This is a genomic window from Sphingomonas sp. BK235 (genome assembly GCF_004345855.1).
In the GTDB taxonomy this organism is placed as follows: Bacteria; Pseudomonadota; Alphaproteobacteria; order Sphingomonadales; family Sphingomonadaceae; genus Sphingomonas.
Genome location: NZ_SLXN01000001.1, coordinates 979,726 through 997,527, shown reverse-complemented (window position 1 = coordinate 997,527; position 17,802 = coordinate 979,726). Strand labels below are relative to the sequence as shown.

Genomic DNA, 17,802 nt, shown 5'->3' with positions numbered 1-17,802 from the left:
TCGGACGAGGCTTCAAACCCGCGCGATCACCTCCTAAGCCTTTGATGCGGCGTGAACCGACGTCGCCATCGCCGAGCCATGGAGTGTCCCCCGATGTGGTCCCACCGTCGTCCCCGTCTCGCCCAACTCGCGCTGGGTGCGATCGTGACGCTCGCGCCGGCGTCGCCCGCGCGCGCGGAAGATGACGCGCAGGCCTGGGGCGCGGTGATCGCGTCCGGTGCGGTGCGCGGCGACCTGTTCCTGTGGCTCGAGGCGCAGGCGCGCGCCACCGACGATGTCGGCGGTGGCAGCCAGTTGCTGTTCCGCCCCGCCGTGGGCGCGCGCATCGGGCGCGATGCGCACGCAGTCGCCGGCTATGCCTATGTCCGCACCGACCCGGCGGGGGGCGGGGTCACGCATGAGCATCGCCCGTGGCAACAGGTCCAGTTCGCGCCGGTCCGGCTCCGCTCGGGCGCGCCGCTGATCATCAGCCGGACGCGGCTCGAGCAGCGGATGGTCGAGGGGCGCGACGGGACGAGCTGGCGGCTGCGTCAGTTCGTTCGGCTCCAGGTGCCGCTCGCGGGGACCGGCGGGATACAGGCGGTCGCGACGACCGAGGGCTTCTTCAACCTCAACGCGACCCGCTGGGGCGTGCGCGACGGGGTGGACCAGTGGCGCAATTTCGTCGGCATCGGCTTCCCCGTGCTGCCGACCGCGCGGCTCGAGCCCGGCTACCTCAACCAACGGGTGCGGCGGTTGGGCGAGGACCGCGTCAACCACGTGCTGAGTGCGACGCTGTTCGTCCGGCTCTGAGCGGCGCGCCGTCGCGGTTTACGGTGTTGCCATCGCGCAACATCGTTACAGAATATTGCTGATACGGCTTGCTTAATGGCAGCGTGCTTGTCCTAAGCATTAACCATAAGACGCCGCCCGTTCGTCGCAGGCGCCGAGTCGTAGAGGGGTCCCATGAACCAGTTTTTCCGCCGCCGTCGCGCACTTCTGCTCGGCGTCTCGCTGCTCGCCACCGGCTGGACCGCTGCCGCCGCGGCGCAGACGACCACGCCGGCCGACCAGCCGCCAGCGTCCGCGCAGGACAATCAGATCGGTGCGCCGCAGACCGACGTGCCGCCGCCCGCGATCGCCGATGCGGCGGGTGAGGTCGGCGGCGACGAGGTGGTGGTCACCGGCTCGCGCATCGCGCGCCCGACGCTCGACTCGCCGATCCCGGTGACCAGCGTCACCGCCGCCGACCTGACGCGCACCGGCGCGGTCGCGGTGGGTGACGTGCTCAACGACCTGCCGTCGCTGCGCTCCACCTACAGCCAGGCGAACTCCACCCAGTTCATCGGCACCGCCGGGGTCAATTTCCTCGACCTGCGCGGGCTCGGCATCACGCGCACGCTGGTGCTGGTCAACGGCCGCCGCCACGTCACCTCGTCCGAGGGCGATTTCCTCGTCGACACCAACACCATCCCGACCGACCTGATCGACCGTGTCGACGTGGTCACCGGCGGCAGTTCGGCGGTCTATGGCTCGGACGCGATGGCGGGTGTGGTCAATTTCGTGCTCAAGCGCGATTTCGAGGGTCTGTCGCTCAACGCGCAGGGCGGGCTGACCGACAAGGGCGGGCGCGGGACCTATCGCCTGTCCGGCACCTACGGCAAGAATTTCGCCGACGGGCGTGGCAACGTCGCGCTGAGCCTCGAGTATAATCAGGCCGATCTCGTCACCTACACCGACCGCGCCGATCTGACCGGCGCTTATGCCGGGCGCAATCAGTTCCAGCTGGTGCCGCGTGCCGACGAGAATGCGCCCAAGCGCAGCTTCCGCCGCGGCGTCCACAGCTTCGGCTACGACAATGGCGGCAATTTCATCGCGTATAGCGGCGGTGACCCGTTCGCCTGCGGCGACGTTCCCGCCGCCTGCCGCGCCAACGGTTTCCCGCGCGTGTTCGGCTTCAACGGCGACGGCTCGCTGCGCGAGTATAATTACGGCAATGACTATAGGCCGGCCGGGTCGAACAACAACCAGGGCGGCGACGGCGCGGTGCTCAACGACCGCGGCACGCTTGACCCGTCGCTCAAGCGCTATGTCGCCAATCTGGTCGCACATTATGACGTGTCCGACGCCTTCAAGCCGTTCATCGAGGCCAAGTTCGTCCGCGTCGAGGCGTTCAGCCAGGGCACGCCGACGTTCGGGCAGGGCGGCGACCAGGGGTTGGTCGACGACGGCGAGGGCAATCTGATCGCGGCGGATCCCGGCGCCTTCCTCGGCTCGGGCATCCCGATCGCGTTCGACAATGCCTATCTCAACCCCCAGGCCGCGGCGACGATCCGCTCGCTGCTGCCCTCGGGCGCGAGCTTCTTCCGGATGAACCGCAACAACAACGACCTGGGGACGCGCGACGAGTTCAACCGCCGTGACACCTATCGCGTCGTGGTCGGCGCGGAGGGGACGTTCAACGAGGACTGGCACTATGACGTGTCGGTCAATTACGGCGAGTTCCGCAGCCGCTCGCGCTTCTACAACAACCGCTACGAGTCGCGCTTCCTCAACGCGGTCGACGCGGTGCGCAACGGCGCCGGCGATATCGTCTGCCGGATCAACCAGACGACGGTGACCGATCCGGGCTGCGCCCCGCTCAACCTGTTCGGCGAGGGCAATGCCAGCCAGGCGGCGCTCGACTATATCCGCACCACATCCTACCGCTCGGGCAAGGCGACGCAGTTCGACGTCAACGCCAATATCGTCGGGGACAGCTCGCAGCTGTTCGAGCTGCCCGGCGGACCGGTGCGCTTCGCGATCGGTGCCGAATATCGCCGCGAGACGGCGCGTTACGCCTATGACGCGACGGTGACGGGGGGCGACACCTTCTTCAACGCCATCCCCGCCTTCGATCCGCCGTCCTTCGCGGTGAAGGAAGCCTATGGCGAGCTGGAGCTGCCGCTGCTCCGCGACCTGCCGTTCGCGCAGGAGCTGACCGTCAACGGCGCCGCCCGCGTCGCCGATTACAAGGGGGCGACCGGCACTGTCTGGGCCTGGAATGCCGGCGGCATCTATGCGCCGGTGCGCGACATCAAGTTCCGCGTGAACTATTCCAAGTCGGTGCGCGCGCCGACGCTGAGCGATCTGTATTCGTCGCCGTCGCAGAACTTCAACCTGCTCGACGATCCCTGCGATGTGAACTTCATCGACACGGGCAAGTCGACCCGTGCCGCCAATTGCGCCGCGGCGGGGGTGCCGACCGGGTTCATCAACTCGGTGGCGCGGTCGGGCAGCACCGAGTTCCTGTCGGGCGGCAACCCCAATCTGACCGCGGAGACGTCGCGCAGCTGGACCTATGGCGTCGTGATCCAGCCGTCCTTCGTCCCGGGCCTGGCGATTACCGCGGACTATTACGACATCAAGATCAGCAACGTGATCAGCCCGGTCGACGCGCAGACCATCCTCGACGCCTGTTATGACGCGGCGTCGCTGGACAATCAGTTCTGCGCGCTGATCAACCCGCGTCAGTCCAACGGCCTGTTCGCGCGGCCGGCGCTGTTGCAGAGCACGGTCAACTTCGCCGCGCTGCGCGCCAAGGGGCTCGACATCGACGTCGCCTATAATCTTCGGCTCGACGACGATAACAAGGTGGCGTTCCGCGTCGTCAACACCTGGGTCGATGACCGCACCGACTTCCCCTATCTCGACAATCCGACCCAGCCGGATCGCGTCAAGGGCGAGTTGGGCGATCCGATCTGGAACCTCAACTTCACGGCCGATTTCACGCACAAGAACTGGTCGCTGGGCTATCAGCTGCGCTACATCGGTCGCCAGTCGATCACCGACTGGGAGGCGCAGCACGACACCAATGGCGTGGCGGCGCTGGACCCGAACTATGCGGACGTCGTCTATTATCCCAAGGTGTTCTACCACGCGCTGCGCGCGTCGGTGGACGTCAACGACTCGTTCCGCTTCTACGGCGGCGTCGACAATCTGACCGACAAGAAGCCGCCTTACGGGCTGCTGGGTGTTGGCGCCACCGCGTTCGGCAACGACGGCATCTACGACAACATCGGCCGCTTCATGTATGTCGGCGCTTCGGTGAAGCTCTGACGCGGCGCGGGCCGGCCGGGTACCTTCCCGGCCGGCCCGATGTCGATGAGAGGAGCCGGGTCGACGCTGCCGGGTAGCGGCGCTGGCGGAGAGGGTGGGATTCGAACCCACGGTGAGTGTGAACCCACGGCGGTTTTCAAGACCGCTGCCTTAAACCACTCGGCCACCTCTCCGCAGGCGACCCGCTTACGCGCGACGCGGCGACGAGTGCAAGGATTCGCTCGATTTGCGGTTCCGTGCGCCGACCCGCTGTGCCAGAACGCCCCGACCATGACAGCGGTCGCAACGCTCGCCCGCGGCATCGCCGCCACGCTCCTCCTGCTCGCCGCGCCCGCCTCCTCGGCGCAGAGCGTCGCGCCGTCCGCGGTCGACGCCGAGGCCTCGGGCTTCCAGACCTATCTGGCGCAGGTCCGCGCCCGAGCCGTCGCCGCGGGGGTGCGCCCGGCCACGGCCGACAGTGCGCTCGCCGGGCTCACCTTCAACCCGCGCGTCGTCGCGCTCGACCAGCAGCAACCCGAGGCGCGTCCCAATGCGCCGGTGCCGCTGTTCGCGCCGTATCGCGCCGCGCACGTCGACACCGCCCGCATCTCGCGCGGTCGCGCCGCGTACACCGCCAACCGCGCCAAGCTGGCGCGCGTCGAGGCGGAGACCGGCGTGCCCGAGCAGATCATGGTCGCCATCTGGGGGCATGAGACCAACTACGGCTCGTACACCGGCAATTTCGACCTGCTGCGCAGCCTCGCCAGCCTCGCTTATGAGGGACGCCGCCGCCCGCTGTTCGAGGGCGAGCTGATCGCCGCGCTCAAGATGATCGACCGCGGCGTGCCGCGCTCGCAGCTGGTCGGCAGCTGGGCCGGCGCGATGGGCAACCCGCAGTTCCTGCCTTCGGTCTACCTCCGCCTCGCGCGCGACGGCGACGGCGACGGGCGCATCGACATCTGGAACTCCTCGGCCGACACGCTCGCCTCGATCGGCAATTATTTCACACAGGCGGGCTGGCGCGCGGGAGAGCCGTGGGGCGTCGCGGTCAGCGTGCCCGCGGGCTTCTCGCGCGCGAGTGTCGCCAACCGCCTGGTGTCGCCGCGCTGCCCGCGCGTGTTCGAGCGGCACAGCGGCTGGCGCAGCATGGCGGAGTGGCGCGCGCTCGGGCTGGCGCCGCTCGGCGGGCGCTGGCCCGGCGACCAGGTGCAGGCGGTGCTGATCGAGCCTGACGGTCCCGGCGCGACCGCCTATCTGCTGACGAGCAACTATCGCGTCATCCTCGACTATAATTGCTCCAACTTCTACGCTCTGTCGGTGGGCTTGCTCGCCGACGCGATCGCGCGCTAGGGCGCGAGCCTCGACGCGCACCCACGCAATTCCCCCGCCTGTTATCGAACCGGATCCCGCCCCATGACCAAGCTGCTGACCGTCCTCGCGCTGCCCGCCGCCGTCCTCGCGGTCGCCTATCCCGCCATGGCGGCGGCGCCGCAGTTCGACACGCCCGCGCCGGTCGCCTTCATGGAGGACCTGTCCTCGGGCGCGATCCTTTACGCCAAGGATGCCGACCGCCGCATGCCGCCCGCCTCGATGGCGAAGATGATGACGGTCTACACCATCTTCCAGATGATCAAGGCGGGCGACATCAAGCTGTCGACCGAATATGAGGTGCGCCCCGAGACGTGGCAGCGCTGGCACGGCCCGGCGGCGGGCTCGACCATGTTCCTCTCGGTCGGCGAGCGCGTGTCGGTGGCGAACCTGCTGTACGGCATCGTCACGCTGTCGGGGAACGACGCCTGCGTCGTCATCGCCGAGGGTGCGTCGGGTACCGAGCAGGCGTTCACCGAGCGGATGAACGAGAATGCGCAGAAACTCGGGCTGACCAACAGCCATTTCGGCACGTCGAACGGCTGGCCCGACGGCGGCGTCACCTATGTCACCGCGCGCGACCTCGCCAAGCTGGCGGCCGCGACGATCACTGAGTTCCCACAGCTCTACAAGCAGTTCTACTCGCGCCGCGATTTCACCTGGGGCAAGACCATGGGCGCGGGCGCCGCGATCACCCAGGCCAATCGCGACCCGCTGCTGGGCCGCGTCGCCGGGGCGGACGGGCTCAAGACCGGCCATACCGAGGAGGCCGGCTATGGCTTCACCGGCTCGGCCGAGCAGAACGGGCGCCGGTTGGTGATGGTCGTCGCGGGGCTGACCAGCTTCAATCAGCGCGCGCAGGAGTCGATCCGCTTCATGGAATGGGGATTCCGTGCCTGGCAGGCGCGTCCGGTGGTGAAGGCGGGCAAGACCGTCGGCACCGCGGCGGTGCAGCTGGGCGACTCGAGCGAGGTCGAGCTGGTCGCGCCCAAGGCATTGGCGGTGACGGTCCCCTCGGGCACGCGCCCGCAGCTCTCGGGCAAGATCGTCTATGACGGTCCGGTCAAGGCACCGATCAAGCAGGGCGCGCATATCGCCGATCTCGTCGTCTCCGCGCCGGGTCTGCCCGAGCAGCGCATGCCGCTGGTGGCGGCGCGCGACGTCGGCGAGGCGGGCTTCTTCGGGCGCGCCATGGCGGGCCTGCGCGGCCTGTTCTGATGTCGCGGGGGCGCTTCCTCAGCCTGGAGGGCGGGGAAGGGGCCGGCAAATCGACCCAGGCGCGCGCGCTCGCCGCGGCGCTGCGCGAGCGCGGCGTCGAGGCGGTGGTCACGCGCGAACCGGGCGGCAGTGCGGGCGCCGAGGCGATCCGGGCGCTGCTGCTCGAGGGCGAGCCGGGGCGGTGGAGCGCGCGCGCGGAGACATTGCTGTTCGCCGCGGCGCGCGCGGACCATGTCGAGAAGGTGATCCGCCCGGCGCTCGACGAGGGCCGCTGGGTGATCTGCGACCGCTTCGTCGACTCGACGCGCGCCTATCAGGGCGTGGCCGGTGGTATCGACGACGCCGACGTGCTGGCGCTCCACGCCTTCGGCAGCGAGGGGCTGCTGCCGGACCGTACGTTCCTGCTGACGGTCGCGCCCGACGTCGGAGCGGCGCGCGCCGCTGAGCGAGATCGCGGCGCGACGGATCGCTTCGCGTCGCGCGATGAAGCGTTCCACGTCGCGGTCGCAGCAGCGTTCCAAACCTTCGAGACCCTTGCAGAGGGCGAACCCGAGCGCTTCCGCCGCATCGACGCCGCCCAGCCACCCAAGGCGGTGACCGCCGCGATGCTCGCCGAGCTGGCGGACTGGTTGCCGTGACCGACCTGCGCGGCCATCGCGCCGCGGTCGACGCCTTCACCGCCGCGCTGCGCGGCGGCAACGTCCACCACGCCTGGCTGCTCGCCGGCCCCGAGGGCGTCGGCAAGGCCACGTTCGCGCGCGCCGCCGCGGCGCGGCTGCTCGCCGAGGCGATGACACCGGGTCAGCTCCCCTCCGGCCTGGCGGTGCCGCCCGACCATCGCGCCGCCACGCTGCTCGCGGCCGGCTCGCACCCCGACTACCGCGAGCTGCGCCGCCTGCCCAAGAAGGACAAGGATGATGAGCTGGCGCGCTCGATCACGGTCGATCAGGTGCGCGCGCTCGGCCCGTTCCTCGGCACGATGCCGTCGCTGTCACCACGCCGCGCGATCGTGATCGACGCCGCCGACGACCTCGAGCGCCCCGGCGCTTCCAACGCTTTGCTCAAGAGCCTGGAGGAGCCGCCCGCGGGAACGGTGTTCCTGCTGGTGAGCCACGCGCCCGGCCGGCTGCTCGCGACGATCCGCTCGCGCTGCCGCGTGCTGCGCTTCCAGCCGCTCGGCGACGACGACATGGCGTCGGTGCTGCGCGGCGCGCTCCCCGACGCCGAGCCGGACGAGATCGCCTCGCTCGTCGCCGCCGGCGAGGGCTCGCCCGGCCGCGCGCTCGGCTATGCCGGGCTCGACCTCGGCGCCATCGAGCAGGCGCTGGCGGGCATCGCGCGCGACGGCGACCCGACGCTGACGCGCCGCGGCGCGCTGGCCAAGTCGCTCGCGCTCAAGGCGGCGCAGCCGCGCTACGAGGCCTTTCTCGACCGCGTGCCGACGCTGATCGCGCGCACCGCCGCGACGCGCGTCGGCACCGACCTGCGCGCCGCGCTCGACGCCTATGACGAGGCGCGCGCGGTCGCCGCGGCGGCGCGCGCACTGTCGCTGGATCAGCAGGGCACCGTCTACGAGCTCGCCGGCATCGTCGCGCGGCTGGCATCGCGCGAGGGAGAGCGTTAGGAGGCGCGGCATGGGCCATCCCTTCTACATCACCACCGCGATCAGCTATCCCAACGGCCGCCCGCACATCGGCCATGCCTATGAGGCGATCGCCGCCGATGCGATCGCGCGGTTCCAGCGCCAGGCGGGGCGGGACGTCCGCTTCCAGACCGGCACCGACGAGCACGGGCTCAAGATGGTGCAGACGGCGCGCGACCGCGGCGTCGAGGTGCGCGCGCTCGCCGACGAAATGTCCGGATATTTCAGAGCGATGTGCGACAGACTTGCGATCAGCTACGATCGCTTCATCCGCACCACCGACGCGGATCACCACCGCGCCAGCCAGGCGATCTGGCAGGCGGTGGCGGAGGCCGGCGACCTCTATCTCGACCGCTACGAGGGCTGGTATTCGGTGCGCGACGAGGCCTTCTACGACGAGAAGGAACTGACCGAGGGGGAAGGGGGCGCCAAGCTCTCGCCGCAGGGCACACCGGTGACCTGGACCGCCGAGGAGACGTGGTTCTTCCGCCTCTCCAAGTACCAGCAGCCGCTGCTCGACTTCTACGCGGCCAACCCCGACTTCATCCGCCCCGAGGCACGGCGCAACGAGATCCTGCGCTTCGTCGAGGGCGGGCTGTCGGACCTGTCGGTGTCGCGCACCAGCTTCGACTGGGGCGTGGCGGTGCCGGGCAGCCCCGGCCACGTCATGTACGTCTGGGTCGACGCGCTGACCAACTATCTGACGGGAGCGGGCTATCCCGACGGCGAGCTGCATTACTGGCCGGCGGACCTGCACCTGATCGGCAAGGACATCGTGCGCTTCCACGCGGTCTACTGGCCCGCCTTCCTGATGTCCGCCGGCATCGCGTTGCCGAAGACGGTGTTCGGCCACGGCTTCCTGCTCCACCGCGGCGAGAAGATGTCGAAGAGCCTCGGCAACGTGGTCGATCCGCTCGATCTCGCCGAGGCGTTCGGGGTCGACGGGTTGCGCTACTTCCTGCTGCGCGAGGTCAGCTTCGGGCAGGACGGCAGCTACTCGGCCGAGGCCATCGTGACGCGCGTCAACGCCGAACTCGCCAACGCCTTCGGCAATCTCGCGCAGCGGACGCTGTCGTTCATCGCCAAGAACCTCGGCGGGGCCTTCCCCGACGCGGGTCGCGCCGAGGACGCCGACGCGCAGCTGATCGAGGAGGTGGTCGTGGCCTGCGCCGGGCTGCGCGCCGGCTTCACCGACCTGCTGCTCAGCCAGGGCGTCGAGGCGTGGCTGCGCGGCGTGTTCGCGTGCAACCAATATATCGACGCGCAGGCGCCCTGGTCGCTGCGCAAGACCGATCTCGAGCGGATGCACGCGGTGCTCCGCACGCTGGTGCGCGCGATCCGCATGCTCGCGATCGCGATCCTGCCGGTGGTGCCCGAGGGCGCGGGCAGGGTGCTCGACCAGCTCGGCGCCGACGAGCGCGACCATGAAGCGATCGACGACGACGGCTGGTACCAGCGTCGCGTCGACGCCGGCGCGACGATCGCGCCGCCGACGCCGGCCTTCCCGCGGTTGGAACTGCCCGCCGAGACGGAGCCCGCCTGATGCTCGTCGACAGCCACTGCCACCTCAATTACGAGGGCGTGTTCGAGCAGCAGGCCGCGGTGCTCGAGCGCGCGCGCGCGCGCGGCGTCACCGCGATGCTCAACATCGCCACGCGCGAGCGCGAGTGGGACGCGGTGCTCGCCACCGCCGAGCGCGAGCCCGACGTCTGGGCCAGCGTCGGCATCCACCCGCACGAGGCCGACCAGCACCCGCACATCGACACGGCCAGACTGGTCGAGCGCGCGCGCCACCCGCGCGTGGTCGGCATCGGCGAGAGCGGGCTCGACTATCACTACGATCATTCCGACCGCCAGCGGCAGCAGGCGAGCTTCCGCGCGCATATCGCCGCCGCGCGCGAGAGCGGCACGCCGATCATCGTCCACACGCGCGACGCCGAGGAGGACACCGCCGCGATCCTGCGCGAGGAGATGGAGCAGGGGGCCTATACCGGGGTGATCCACTGCTTCACGGCGAGCGACAAATTCGCCGATCAAGCGCTTGAGATCGGGATGTTTATCTCGATCTCCGGCATCGCCACCTTCCGCAACGCCGAGGCGTTGCGCGCGACCGCGGCGCGGATCCCGCGCGAGCGGCTGTTGATCGAGACTGACGCGCCGTTCCTCGCGCCGGTGCCTCATCGCGGCAAGACCGGGGAGCCCGGCTTCGTCGCCGACACCGCGGCGTTCCTGGCCCAGCTTCGCGGCGAGGATGTCGAGGAACTTCAGCGCTATACGGCCGAGAACTTTCACTCGCTCTTCAGCAAGACGCGGGGCGCGTGAAGGTCCGTATCCTCGGCTCCGGCACGTCGTCGGGGGTGCCGCGGATCGGCAACGACTGGGGCGACTGCGACCCGGCCGAGCCGCGTAATCGCCGCACGCGTTCCTCGCTGCTGGTCGAGCACGACGGCACCCGCGTGCTGGTGGATACCAGCCCCGATATGCGCGAGCAGCTGCTCGCCGCGAGGGTCGGGCGGGTCGACGCGGTGATCTGGACCCATCAGCATGCCGATCACGTCTTCGGCATCGACGACCTGCGGCAGGTCTATCACGCGCTCGGCCATCCCGTGCCGGGCTATGCACGCGAGGACTGCGCCGCGGCGCTGCGCCAGCAATTCGCTTATGTGTTCAAGGGTGCGGGTGGCTATCCGCCGACGGTAGCGCTGTCGGTGCTGCCCGATCGACTCGCGCTCGGTGAACTCGCGATCCGCGTCGTCGACCAGCCGCACGGTTCGATCACCTCGGCGGGTCTGCGCTTCGACGCTGCGGGTGTCTCGATCGGCTACGCGACCGACATCAGCGCGATGACCGATGCCATGCGCGATCTGTACCGCGGCGTTGACGTCTGGATCGTCGATGCGCTGCGTCGGCGTCCGCATGCGACGCATCCCGACCTGGCGACGGTGCTCGGTTGGGTCGACGACCTGCGCCCGACTCGCACGGTGCTGGTCCACATGGACCAGTCGATGGACTATGCCGGGTTACGCGCCGAACTGCCCGACGGCGTCGAACCGGGCTATGACGGCTGGGAGATCGCGCGATGAGCGATCGTGCGGGCGAGGCGCTGGTTCTCCTGCTGATCCTGCTACTGCCGCTGTCCGCCTTGCTGGCGCGACGAATGCCCGGTGCGACCATGGTTCGCTACGCCGTGGCGTGGGGATTGGTGTTCGTCGCCCTGTTCGCGCTGGTCAAGCTATTTACATAATACATATTATCAACTTCAATTCTGGCGATGGTGTTCGTTGGCAAAGACCGCCCCTGTTCTGGGCGCTGGAGCAACCGCCGTCTCGCGACCTATGGGCAAAGCGCTGCGGAAAACGCGGTGACGTTCAGTACCTCGGCGGCGCTCACCAGAGAATGTGATCGGTGATCACGCCCGATCGCACGAGCATGCCTATGACGATCGCCACGCTGATGACGGCGGCGTAGACGGCGACCGCCCGAACACGGCTGCGACCATCGATCTCGTAGCTCATGTCGTCGACTCCATACCTCGGCACATGGTGATGATGATCGATCCTGGCAGCCTCCACAATCGGCGGTGAGCGCTCGAAGTCGGCTCGACCGGAAACAAGTGATCGCGATGCAGGCGCGAGCGCAGGCCTCGCGTCCTCCGGCAACAGGAAGAAACAACCTATATTAGGGTACTGAAAGCATTACCCTTTGGTAGTATCGTCGCGGGATGGAACGGCCGACGCCGACGACTCACGCCGATCGCGCACCCGCGCGCGGGCGCGATGCCGCGCCGGGCCGGCGAACCGATCCGCGATGACCGCACCGCTCTCCGTCACGCCCGATCAGGCTGCCTTGGTGCGAGCGAGCTATGCCGAGATCGCCCGTTTGCCGGAAGATTATGCGGCCCGCTTCTACCACCGGCTACAGGAGCGCCATCCCTTCACCCGCGCCCTCTTTCCCGATGACATGACCCACCAGATCAGCGTGTTCCGCCAGACCGTCGATTCGCTCGTGGCCGACCTCGACGACCTCGCCGGTGCGCGCGCCGGACTGTCGCAGCTGGCGATCCGCCATGTCGGCTACGGTGTTCGACCGCACCATTATGCTTATGTCGGCGCGGTGCTGATCGACACGTTCGCCGAGATGGCCGGTCCCCGCTTCGATGCGGCGACCCGCGCGGCGTGGGAGGCGCTGTACGGCGCCATCGCGCAGGTGATGATCGCGGCCGTCACGCGGCGCAATTGAGCGTCGGCCTCCACGTGCCGAAACATCGCCGCGGCGCTTGGCGTTGATGGCCGATGATCATGCTTCCCCTGCTCGCCGGCGCCGCGCTCGGTGCCGCTGCTCCGACGACCGTCGCCGCGTTGAAGTGGCAGCAGCGCGTCCTGCTCGTCAGCACGGACGCGGAGCGCGACCCACGCGTCGCGGCGCAGCGCCGCATCCTACGCGCCTGGAAGGCGGGCGCCGACGAGCGTGAGCTGGTGCTCGTCGAGGTCATCGGCGAACGGGTCACGGGTGCGACAGACACCGCCGCGGCGCTGCGGCGGCGCTATCGCCTGCCCGCGCGCGGCTTCGCGGTGGTGCTGATCGGCAAGGACGGCGGCGCGAAGCTGCGCGACGAGCGCCCCATCGCCGCCGCGACGCTGGAGGAGACGATCGACGCCATGCCGATGCGCCGCACCCGCGAGTGACGCGCCGACGCGCTCACGTCATCCGCGCGACACGCGCGGCGCTGAGCGGCACCGCGAGCATCAGCAGCGCGAGCAGCCAGAAAGCGGCGACCAGGCCGACCGCGTCGGCGACGAAGCCGATCGCCGCGGGGCCGACCAGCACCCCCGCATAGCCCAGCGTGGTGACCGCCCCGATCGCGAGCGGCGCGGGCATCACGGTCTGCGCCCCGGCACGGCGGAACAGGACCGGGACGACGTTGGCCGCGCCCAGCCCGATCAGGACGAAGCCGCCCAGCGCCGTCGGGGTCGGCGCGAGCAGCAGCAGCGCGAACCCGAGGACGGTGAGCGTGCCACTCGCCGCGATGGTACGCCTCTCGCCCCATCGCGTGATCACCGCGTCGCCCGCGAAGCGGCCCGCCGTCATCGCGACCGAGAAGAGGATATAGCCTAGGCCCGCCCGGTCAGGCGCGACGAGCGCGCGCTGCGCGATGAGCAGCGCGCCCCAATCGAGCATCGCGCCCTCGACGAGAAAGGTCACCAGCGCCAGCAGCGCGAGCAGCAGGACGGCGCCGCGCGGCACGGCGAGCAAGGGCCCCTCCTCCGCCCCGCCGGTACGCAGCAGTCGCGGGCACGCCACCAGCATCGTCGCGAGCATCAGCGCGGCGCAGACCGCAGCCCCCAGCGCCGGCGCCACGCGCGCGGTGAGGAACAAGGTCATGGCGCTCGCCCCGGCGAAGCCACCGACGCTGAACAGCGCGTGGAAGCCTGACATGAGTGGGCGGGCCGCGCTGCGTTCGACCTCGACCGCGTGGATGTTCATCGCCACGTCGAGTGAGCCGAGCGCCGCACCGAACAGCAGCAGCAGCCCGGCAAGCATGGTCGCGCTGCCCGCCAGCGGCAGCAGCGGGAGAAGCAGGGCGAGCGCGACGCCGCCGCTCATGATGATCGGCCGGCTGCCCAGCCGCGCACTCAGCGGGCCGGTGGCGATCATCGCGACGACCGAACCCGCGCCGATGCACAGCAACAACAGGCCCAGGGTCGCGTCGTCGATCGCGAGCCGTTCCTTGACGATCGGGACCAGCGGCGCCCAGCAGGCGATGCCGAAGCCCGCCACCAGGAAGCTGAGCCGGGTCGCGAAGCGCGCCGAGCCGCTCACGCCGCCGCTGCCACGACGAGTGCGTCGGCGCAGGCAGCGGCCAGGGCCTCGCGCGTCTCGGCCGCGAGATCATGTTCGACGACGAGGCGATCGACGCGCGCGAGCGCGACGACCTGATAGGGCGCGCGCGCGTCGATCTTGTCGTTGGTCACGAGCACCGTGATCGTCGCGGCGCGCGCGACAACGCGGCGTTTGAACGCGGCGTCGGCGTGGCCCGACGCGCCCACACCGTCGCGCACTGACAGCGCACAGGCGCCCAGGAAGGCACGATCGACGCGGATCAGCTCGATCGCCGCGACCGCGGTGGCGTCGACGCAGCCACCCACCGCGGGATCGACGGCGCCACCGATCGTCACGACGCGCAGGTCACCGCGCGCGAGCGCCGCGACCGCGATCGCCGGCGCGTTGGTCACCACCGTCAGGTCCGCGTCCTCCGGCAGCAGGTCGACCAGCGCCAGATGGGTCGAACCCGCATCGATGAAGATGACCTGGCCGGGCGTCACCTCGCCCACCGCGGCGCGCGCCAGCGCCTGTTTTGCCGCACGATCTTGCATGGTTCGCGCCGACAGCGGCCGTTCGTCATTCGCCAGGGGCACGGCGCCGCCATAGACGCGGCGGCACCGCCCTTCGGCTGCCAGAGCGCGCAGATCACGGCGGATCGCATCCTCCGATATCTGGAACTCGCGTGCGAGCGCGATCGCGACGACCGGCTGCCCCTCGGACAACCGACGGGCGATTTGGAGACGACGATGGTGCGACAGCTCGTTCATACCAGAATACGTGCCGCACGTTTATGCACGATGTCAAGCGATCCATTGCAAACGCGCAACAACGTGCGCTCGCGACGCGCGCGCTCGTTGAGACGGGGGATCAGCGGTGGAAGTAGGTCGAGGGATGATGGCCCGCGACCACGATCGCGTCGACCAGGCCCGGCAGCGCGGGCGATGAGGCGCCCTGGCGCCCTAGCCGTGGAGGAATGGTGGAGCCGAGGGGGATCGAACCCCTGACCTTCGCAATGCCATTGCGACGCTCTCCCAGCTGAGCTACGGCCCCATTCCGTCCCGGGAGGCAGCCCCCTAGCCGGGGGCTGCTGGCTTGGCAAGCGGCCTGAGCCGCCTGCCTCGCATTTTTTTCGAACTTAGTTGTTGTCGTCGTCGTCGCTGCTGGTCTCGACGCCGAGATCGTCGTCGCCGCCGAGGTCGACCTCGTCGTCGGCCGAGGGCTCCTCGTCCTCGTTCGTGTCCAGATCCTCGTCGTCACCGGCGAGATCGCGGTCGGGCTCCTGCTTGTCGGGCTTGGCCTGCTCGAACGGCAGCGGCTGTTTGGACTTGAGGATCGGTTCGGGCTCCCACGCGTGCCCGCAGTTGATGCAGGTGACGGGGTCGTCCTTCTCGAGGTCGTAGAAACGCGTCGCGCATTTCGGGCACGTACGCTTCGTGCCCCATTCCGGCTTGATCATGCCGTGCAAAGCCTTTCGGATGGGTGGATCGACGATGGGTGGCCGCCGAAGTGGGGCGCGCCTTGCCATAGCACAAGCCGGCTGGCAAGCACCGCGCACCATGGCGCATTCCCCCCACACCTCCCCTTCCCCGCGCGTGATCCGCGCGCCCGCCCGGCTCTCCGGCCGCATCCGGGTCCCCGGCGACAAGTCGATCAGCCACCGCTCGCTGATGCTCTCGGCACTGGCGGTGGGCGAGAGCCGGATCGAGGGCCTGCTGGAGGGCGAGGACGTGCTCGCCACCGCCGCGGCGATGCGCGCGATGGGCGCGACGATCGCGCGCGGCGACGACGCAGTGTGGCGCGTCCAGGGCGTCGGCGTCGGCGGGCTGCTCCAGCCCGCGCAGGCGCTCGAGATGGGCAATTCGGGCACCTCGACCCGCCTGCTGATGGGGCTGGTGGCGAGCCACGCCGTCAGCGCCACCTTCGTGGGCGACGCCTCGCTGTCGGGCCGGCCGATGGGGCGCGTGATCACGCCGCTGGCGCAGATGGGCGCCGACATCACGTCGGCGCCGGGCGGGCGGCTGCCGCTGACGGTGCGCGGCCTCGTCCCGTCGGTGCCGATCGACTATGAGCTGCCCGTCGCCTCGGCGCAGGTGAAGTCGGCGGTGCTGCTCGCCGCGCTCAACACGCCGGGCATCACGCGCGTGATCGAGCCGGTGCCGACGCGCGATCATAGCGAGCGCATGCTGGCGGGCTTCGGCGCGCGGCTGACGGTCGAGCAGGGGCCGCGCGGCCGCGTGATCGCGCTCGAGGGCGAGGCCGAGCTGCGGCCGCAGTCGATCACGGTGCCGGGCGACCCCTCGTCCGCAGCCTTCTGGATGGTGGCCGCCTCGGTGGTGCCGGGCAGCGACGTGGTGGTCGAGAATGTCGGGCTCAACCCCACGCGCGCCGGGCTCGTCACCGCGCTGCGGATGATGGGCGCCGACATCACCGAGCTGGAGCCGCGGACCGTGGGCGGCGAGCCCGTCGCCGACTTGCGCGTGCGCCACGCCGCGCTCAGCGGGATCGAGGTGCCGCCCGATCTCGCGCCGTCGATGATCGACGAATATCCGGTGCTGTTCGTCGCCGCCGCCTTCGCCGCCGGCGCGACCGTCGCGCGCGGTGCCGAGGAGTTGCGCGTCAAGGAGAGCGACCGCATCGCCGCGATGCGCGTCGCGCTCGAGGCCAATGGCGTCACCACGGTCGAGCACGAGGATGGGCTCACCGTGCATGGCAACGGTGGCGAGAAGATCGCGGGCGGTGCCACCGTGGCGACCCAGCTCGACCATCGCATCGCGATGAGCATGACGGTCGCCGGTCTGCACGCGCGCGACGCGATCACGCTCGACGACGCGAGCCCGGTCGCCACGAGTTATCCCGCCTTCTATCAGCAACTCGCAGAGCTTTCCGGAGAGACGGCGTGATCATCGCGGTGGACGGGCCGGCGGCCTCGGGTAAGGGCACGATCGCGCGCGCGCTGGCGCGTCACTATCACGTCCCCCACCTCGACACCGGCCTGTTGTACCGGGCGGTGGCGCTCACCGTGGTGCGGCTCGAGCTCGACCCATCGATCGAGGCCGACGCGGTCGCCGCCTGCGGCTTCGACGAGGATCTGCTCGCCGATCCGGCGTTGCGCGACGACGCGACCGGGCAGATCGCCTCGATCGTCTCGGCGCATCCTTTGGTCCGCGCGGCGCTGCTCCAGCGGCAGAAGCGGTTCGCGCACCAGCCTGGCGGCGCGGTGCTCGACGGGCGCGACATCGGCACGGTGATCGCCCCCGACGCCGACGCCAAGCTGTTCATCCGCGCGACGCCCACGATCCGCGCGCAGCGCCGCCACGCCGAGCTGCGCGCGCGCGGCGACGACACCAGCTACGACCAGGTGCTCGCCGACATCCGCTCGCGCGACGACCGCGACAGCTCGCGCGCCACCGCCCCCCTGGTGCCGGCGATCGACGCCGCGCAGCTCGACACCAGCTTCCTGTCGATCGAGGCGGCGGTGGCCAAGTCGATCGCGCTGGTCGAGGCACGGCTCGCGCGCGCCGCCGCGGTGGCCGCGCCACCGGTGTGAGGGGGCCCTACCCCTCCCGCCGTCATCCTGAACTCGTTTCAGGATCCACGGTGCCGCTGTCATCCACGTCGCGGCGCCTGCGGAGCGGTGGATCCTGAAACAAGTTCAGGATGACGGCGGTGGTAGGGAGCCACTGGCAGCACCTTGG

General features: G+C 70.0%; 18 protein-coding genes and 2 tRNA genes. 14 read left to right on the top strand and 6 right to left on the bottom strand.

Annotation, left to right across the window (positions count from 1 at the left end):
• The first annotated feature begins 93 nt into the window (after positions 1 to 93).
• Together EV292_RS04625 and EV292_RS04620 are read left to right on the top strand one after the other, a co-directional pair.
• A complete protein-coding gene (locus EV292_RS04625; RefSeq protein WP_165927012.1) occupies positions 94 to 792 on the top strand; it encodes a DUF2490 domain-containing protein in 699 nt (232 codons plus the stop codon).
• A 153-nt stretch (positions 793 to 945) separates the two neighbouring features.
• The gene (locus EV292_RS04620) at positions 946 to 4,077 is read left to right on the top strand and encodes a TonB-dependent receptor (RefSeq protein WP_132907949.1); all 3,132 of its coding nucleotides are present in this window, start codon (positions 946 to 948) and stop codon (positions 4,075 to 4,077) included.
• An 83-nt stretch (positions 4,078 to 4,160) separates the two neighbouring features.
• On the opposite strand, the gene EV292_RS04615 is transcribed toward EV292_RS04620, so the two are convergent.
• Positions 4,161 to 4,250: transfer RNA gene (locus EV292_RS04615), tRNA-Ser, on the bottom strand.
• A gap of 97 nt (positions 4,251 to 4,347) precedes the next feature.
• Between EV292_RS04615 and EV292_RS04610 the strand changes: the two genes are divergently transcribed.
• The 8 genes from EV292_RS04610 (at position 4,348) to EV292_RS22510 (ending at position 11,528) form a co-directional block, all read left to right on the top strand.
• Positions 4,348 to 5,406 (top strand): lytic murein transglycosylase, encoded by a 1,059-nt coding sequence (locus EV292_RS04610; RefSeq protein ID WP_132907948.1) that lies wholly within the window; start codon positions 4,348 to 4,350, stop codon positions 5,404 to 5,406.
• A 63-nt stretch (positions 5,407 to 5,469) separates the two neighbouring features.
• Complete coding sequence (locus EV292_RS04605; RefSeq protein WP_132907947.1) at positions 5,470 to 6,642, top strand: D-alanyl-D-alanine carboxypeptidase family protein; 1,173 nt, start codon at positions 5,470 to 5,472, stop codon at positions 6,640 to 6,642.
• Complete coding sequence (gene tmk, locus EV292_RS04600) at positions 6,642 to 7,280, top strand: dTMP kinase (RefSeq protein WP_165927011.1); 639 nt, start codon at positions 6,642 to 6,644, stop codon at positions 7,278 to 7,280. The genes EV292_RS04605 and tmk overlap by 1 nt, the downstream gene beginning before the upstream one ends.
• A complete protein-coding gene (locus EV292_RS04595) occupies positions 7,277 to 8,266 on the top strand; it encodes a DNA polymerase III subunit delta' (RefSeq protein WP_132907945.1) in 990 nt (329 codons plus the stop codon). The genes tmk and EV292_RS04595 overlap by 4 nt, the downstream gene beginning before the upstream one ends.
• Positions 8,267 to 8,276: 10 nt before the next feature.
• Positions 8,277 to 9,827: a methionine--tRNA ligase gene (gene metG, locus EV292_RS04590; protein ID WP_132907944.1), complete on the top strand. Its 1,551-nt coding sequence runs from the start codon at positions 8,277 to 8,279 to the stop codon at positions 9,825 to 9,827.
• Positions 9,827 to 10,606 carry a TatD family hydrolase gene (locus tag EV292_RS04585; RefSeq protein ID WP_132907943.1) on the top strand — a complete coding sequence of 260 codons (780 nt, stop codon included), beginning with the start codon at positions 9,827 to 9,829 and terminating at the stop codon, positions 10,604 to 10,606. The genes metG and EV292_RS04585 overlap by 1 nt, the downstream gene beginning before the upstream one ends.
• Entirely contained in the window at positions 10,603 to 11,367 is a 765-nt protein-coding gene (locus EV292_RS04580; RefSeq protein WP_132907942.1) for an MBL fold metallo-hydrolase, read from the top strand. Before EV292_RS04585 ends, EV292_RS04580 begins: the two co-directional genes overlap by 4 nt.
• Entirely contained in the window at positions 11,364 to 11,528 is a 165-nt protein-coding gene (locus EV292_RS22510; protein WP_165927010.1) for a hypothetical protein, read from the top strand. The genes EV292_RS04580 and EV292_RS22510 overlap by 4 nt, the downstream gene beginning before the upstream one ends.
• A 142-nt stretch (positions 11,529 to 11,670) precedes the next feature.
• Here the strand turns inward: EV292_RS22510 and EV292_RS23325 are convergent, their stop codons facing one another.
• A complete protein-coding gene (locus EV292_RS23325) occupies positions 11,671 to 11,799 on the bottom strand; it encodes a hypothetical protein (RefSeq protein ID WP_279432398.1) in 129 nt (42 codons plus the stop codon).
• 292 nt (positions 11,800 to 12,091) lie between these two features.
• Between EV292_RS23325 and EV292_RS04575 the strand changes: the two genes are divergently transcribed.
• Positions 12,092 to 12,523 (top strand): globin domain-containing protein, encoded by a 432-nt coding sequence (locus EV292_RS04575; RefSeq protein ID WP_132907941.1) that lies wholly within the window; start codon positions 12,092 to 12,094, stop codon positions 12,521 to 12,523.
• 53 nt (positions 12,524 to 12,576) lie between these two features.
• Positions 12,577 to 12,969 carry a DUF4174 domain-containing protein gene (locus EV292_RS04570; protein ID WP_132907940.1) on the top strand — a complete coding sequence of 131 codons (393 nt, stop codon included), beginning with the start codon at positions 12,577 to 12,579 and terminating at the stop codon, positions 12,967 to 12,969.
• Positions 12,970 to 12,982: 13 nt separating this feature from the next.
• On the opposite strand, the gene EV292_RS04565 is transcribed toward EV292_RS04570, so the two are convergent.
• The 4 genes from EV292_RS04565 to EV292_RS04550 all read right to left on the bottom strand — a co-directional run bounded on the left by EV292_RS04565 (position 12,983) and on the right by EV292_RS04550 (position 15,563).
• A complete protein-coding gene (locus EV292_RS04565; RefSeq protein ID WP_132907939.1) occupies positions 12,983 to 14,104 on the bottom strand; it encodes an MFS transporter in 1,122 nt (373 codons plus the stop codon).
• Complete coding sequence (locus tag EV292_RS04560) at positions 14,101 to 14,658, bottom strand: hypothetical protein (protein WP_243693594.1); 558 nt, start codon at positions 14,656 to 14,658, stop codon at positions 14,101 to 14,103. Before EV292_RS04560 ends, EV292_RS04565 begins: the two co-directional genes overlap by 4 nt.
• Positions 14,659 to 15,081: 423 nt before the next feature.
• A tRNA-Ala gene (locus EV292_RS04555) sits at positions 15,082 to 15,157 on the bottom strand.
• An 85-nt stretch (positions 15,158 to 15,242) separates the two neighbouring features.
• A complete protein-coding gene (locus EV292_RS04550) occupies positions 15,243 to 15,563 on the bottom strand; it encodes a TIGR02300 family protein (protein WP_132908193.1) in 321 nt (106 codons plus the stop codon).
• 100 nt (positions 15,564 to 15,663) lie between these two features.
• Between EV292_RS04550 and aroA the strand changes: the two genes are divergently transcribed.
• Both aroA and cmk read left to right on the top strand, forming a co-directional pair.
• Positions 15,664 to 17,007, top strand: a complete 1,344-nt coding sequence (gene aroA, locus EV292_RS04545; RefSeq protein WP_132907937.1) for a 3-phosphoshikimate 1-carboxyvinyltransferase — start codon at positions 15,664 to 15,666, stop codon at positions 17,005 to 17,007.
• Entirely contained in the window at positions 17,004 to 17,654 is a 651-nt protein-coding gene (cmk, locus tag EV292_RS04540) for a (d)CMP kinase (RefSeq protein WP_132907936.1), read from the top strand. The genes aroA and cmk overlap by 4 nt, the downstream gene beginning before the upstream one ends.
• Positions 17,655 to 17,802 lie beyond the last annotated feature (148 nt).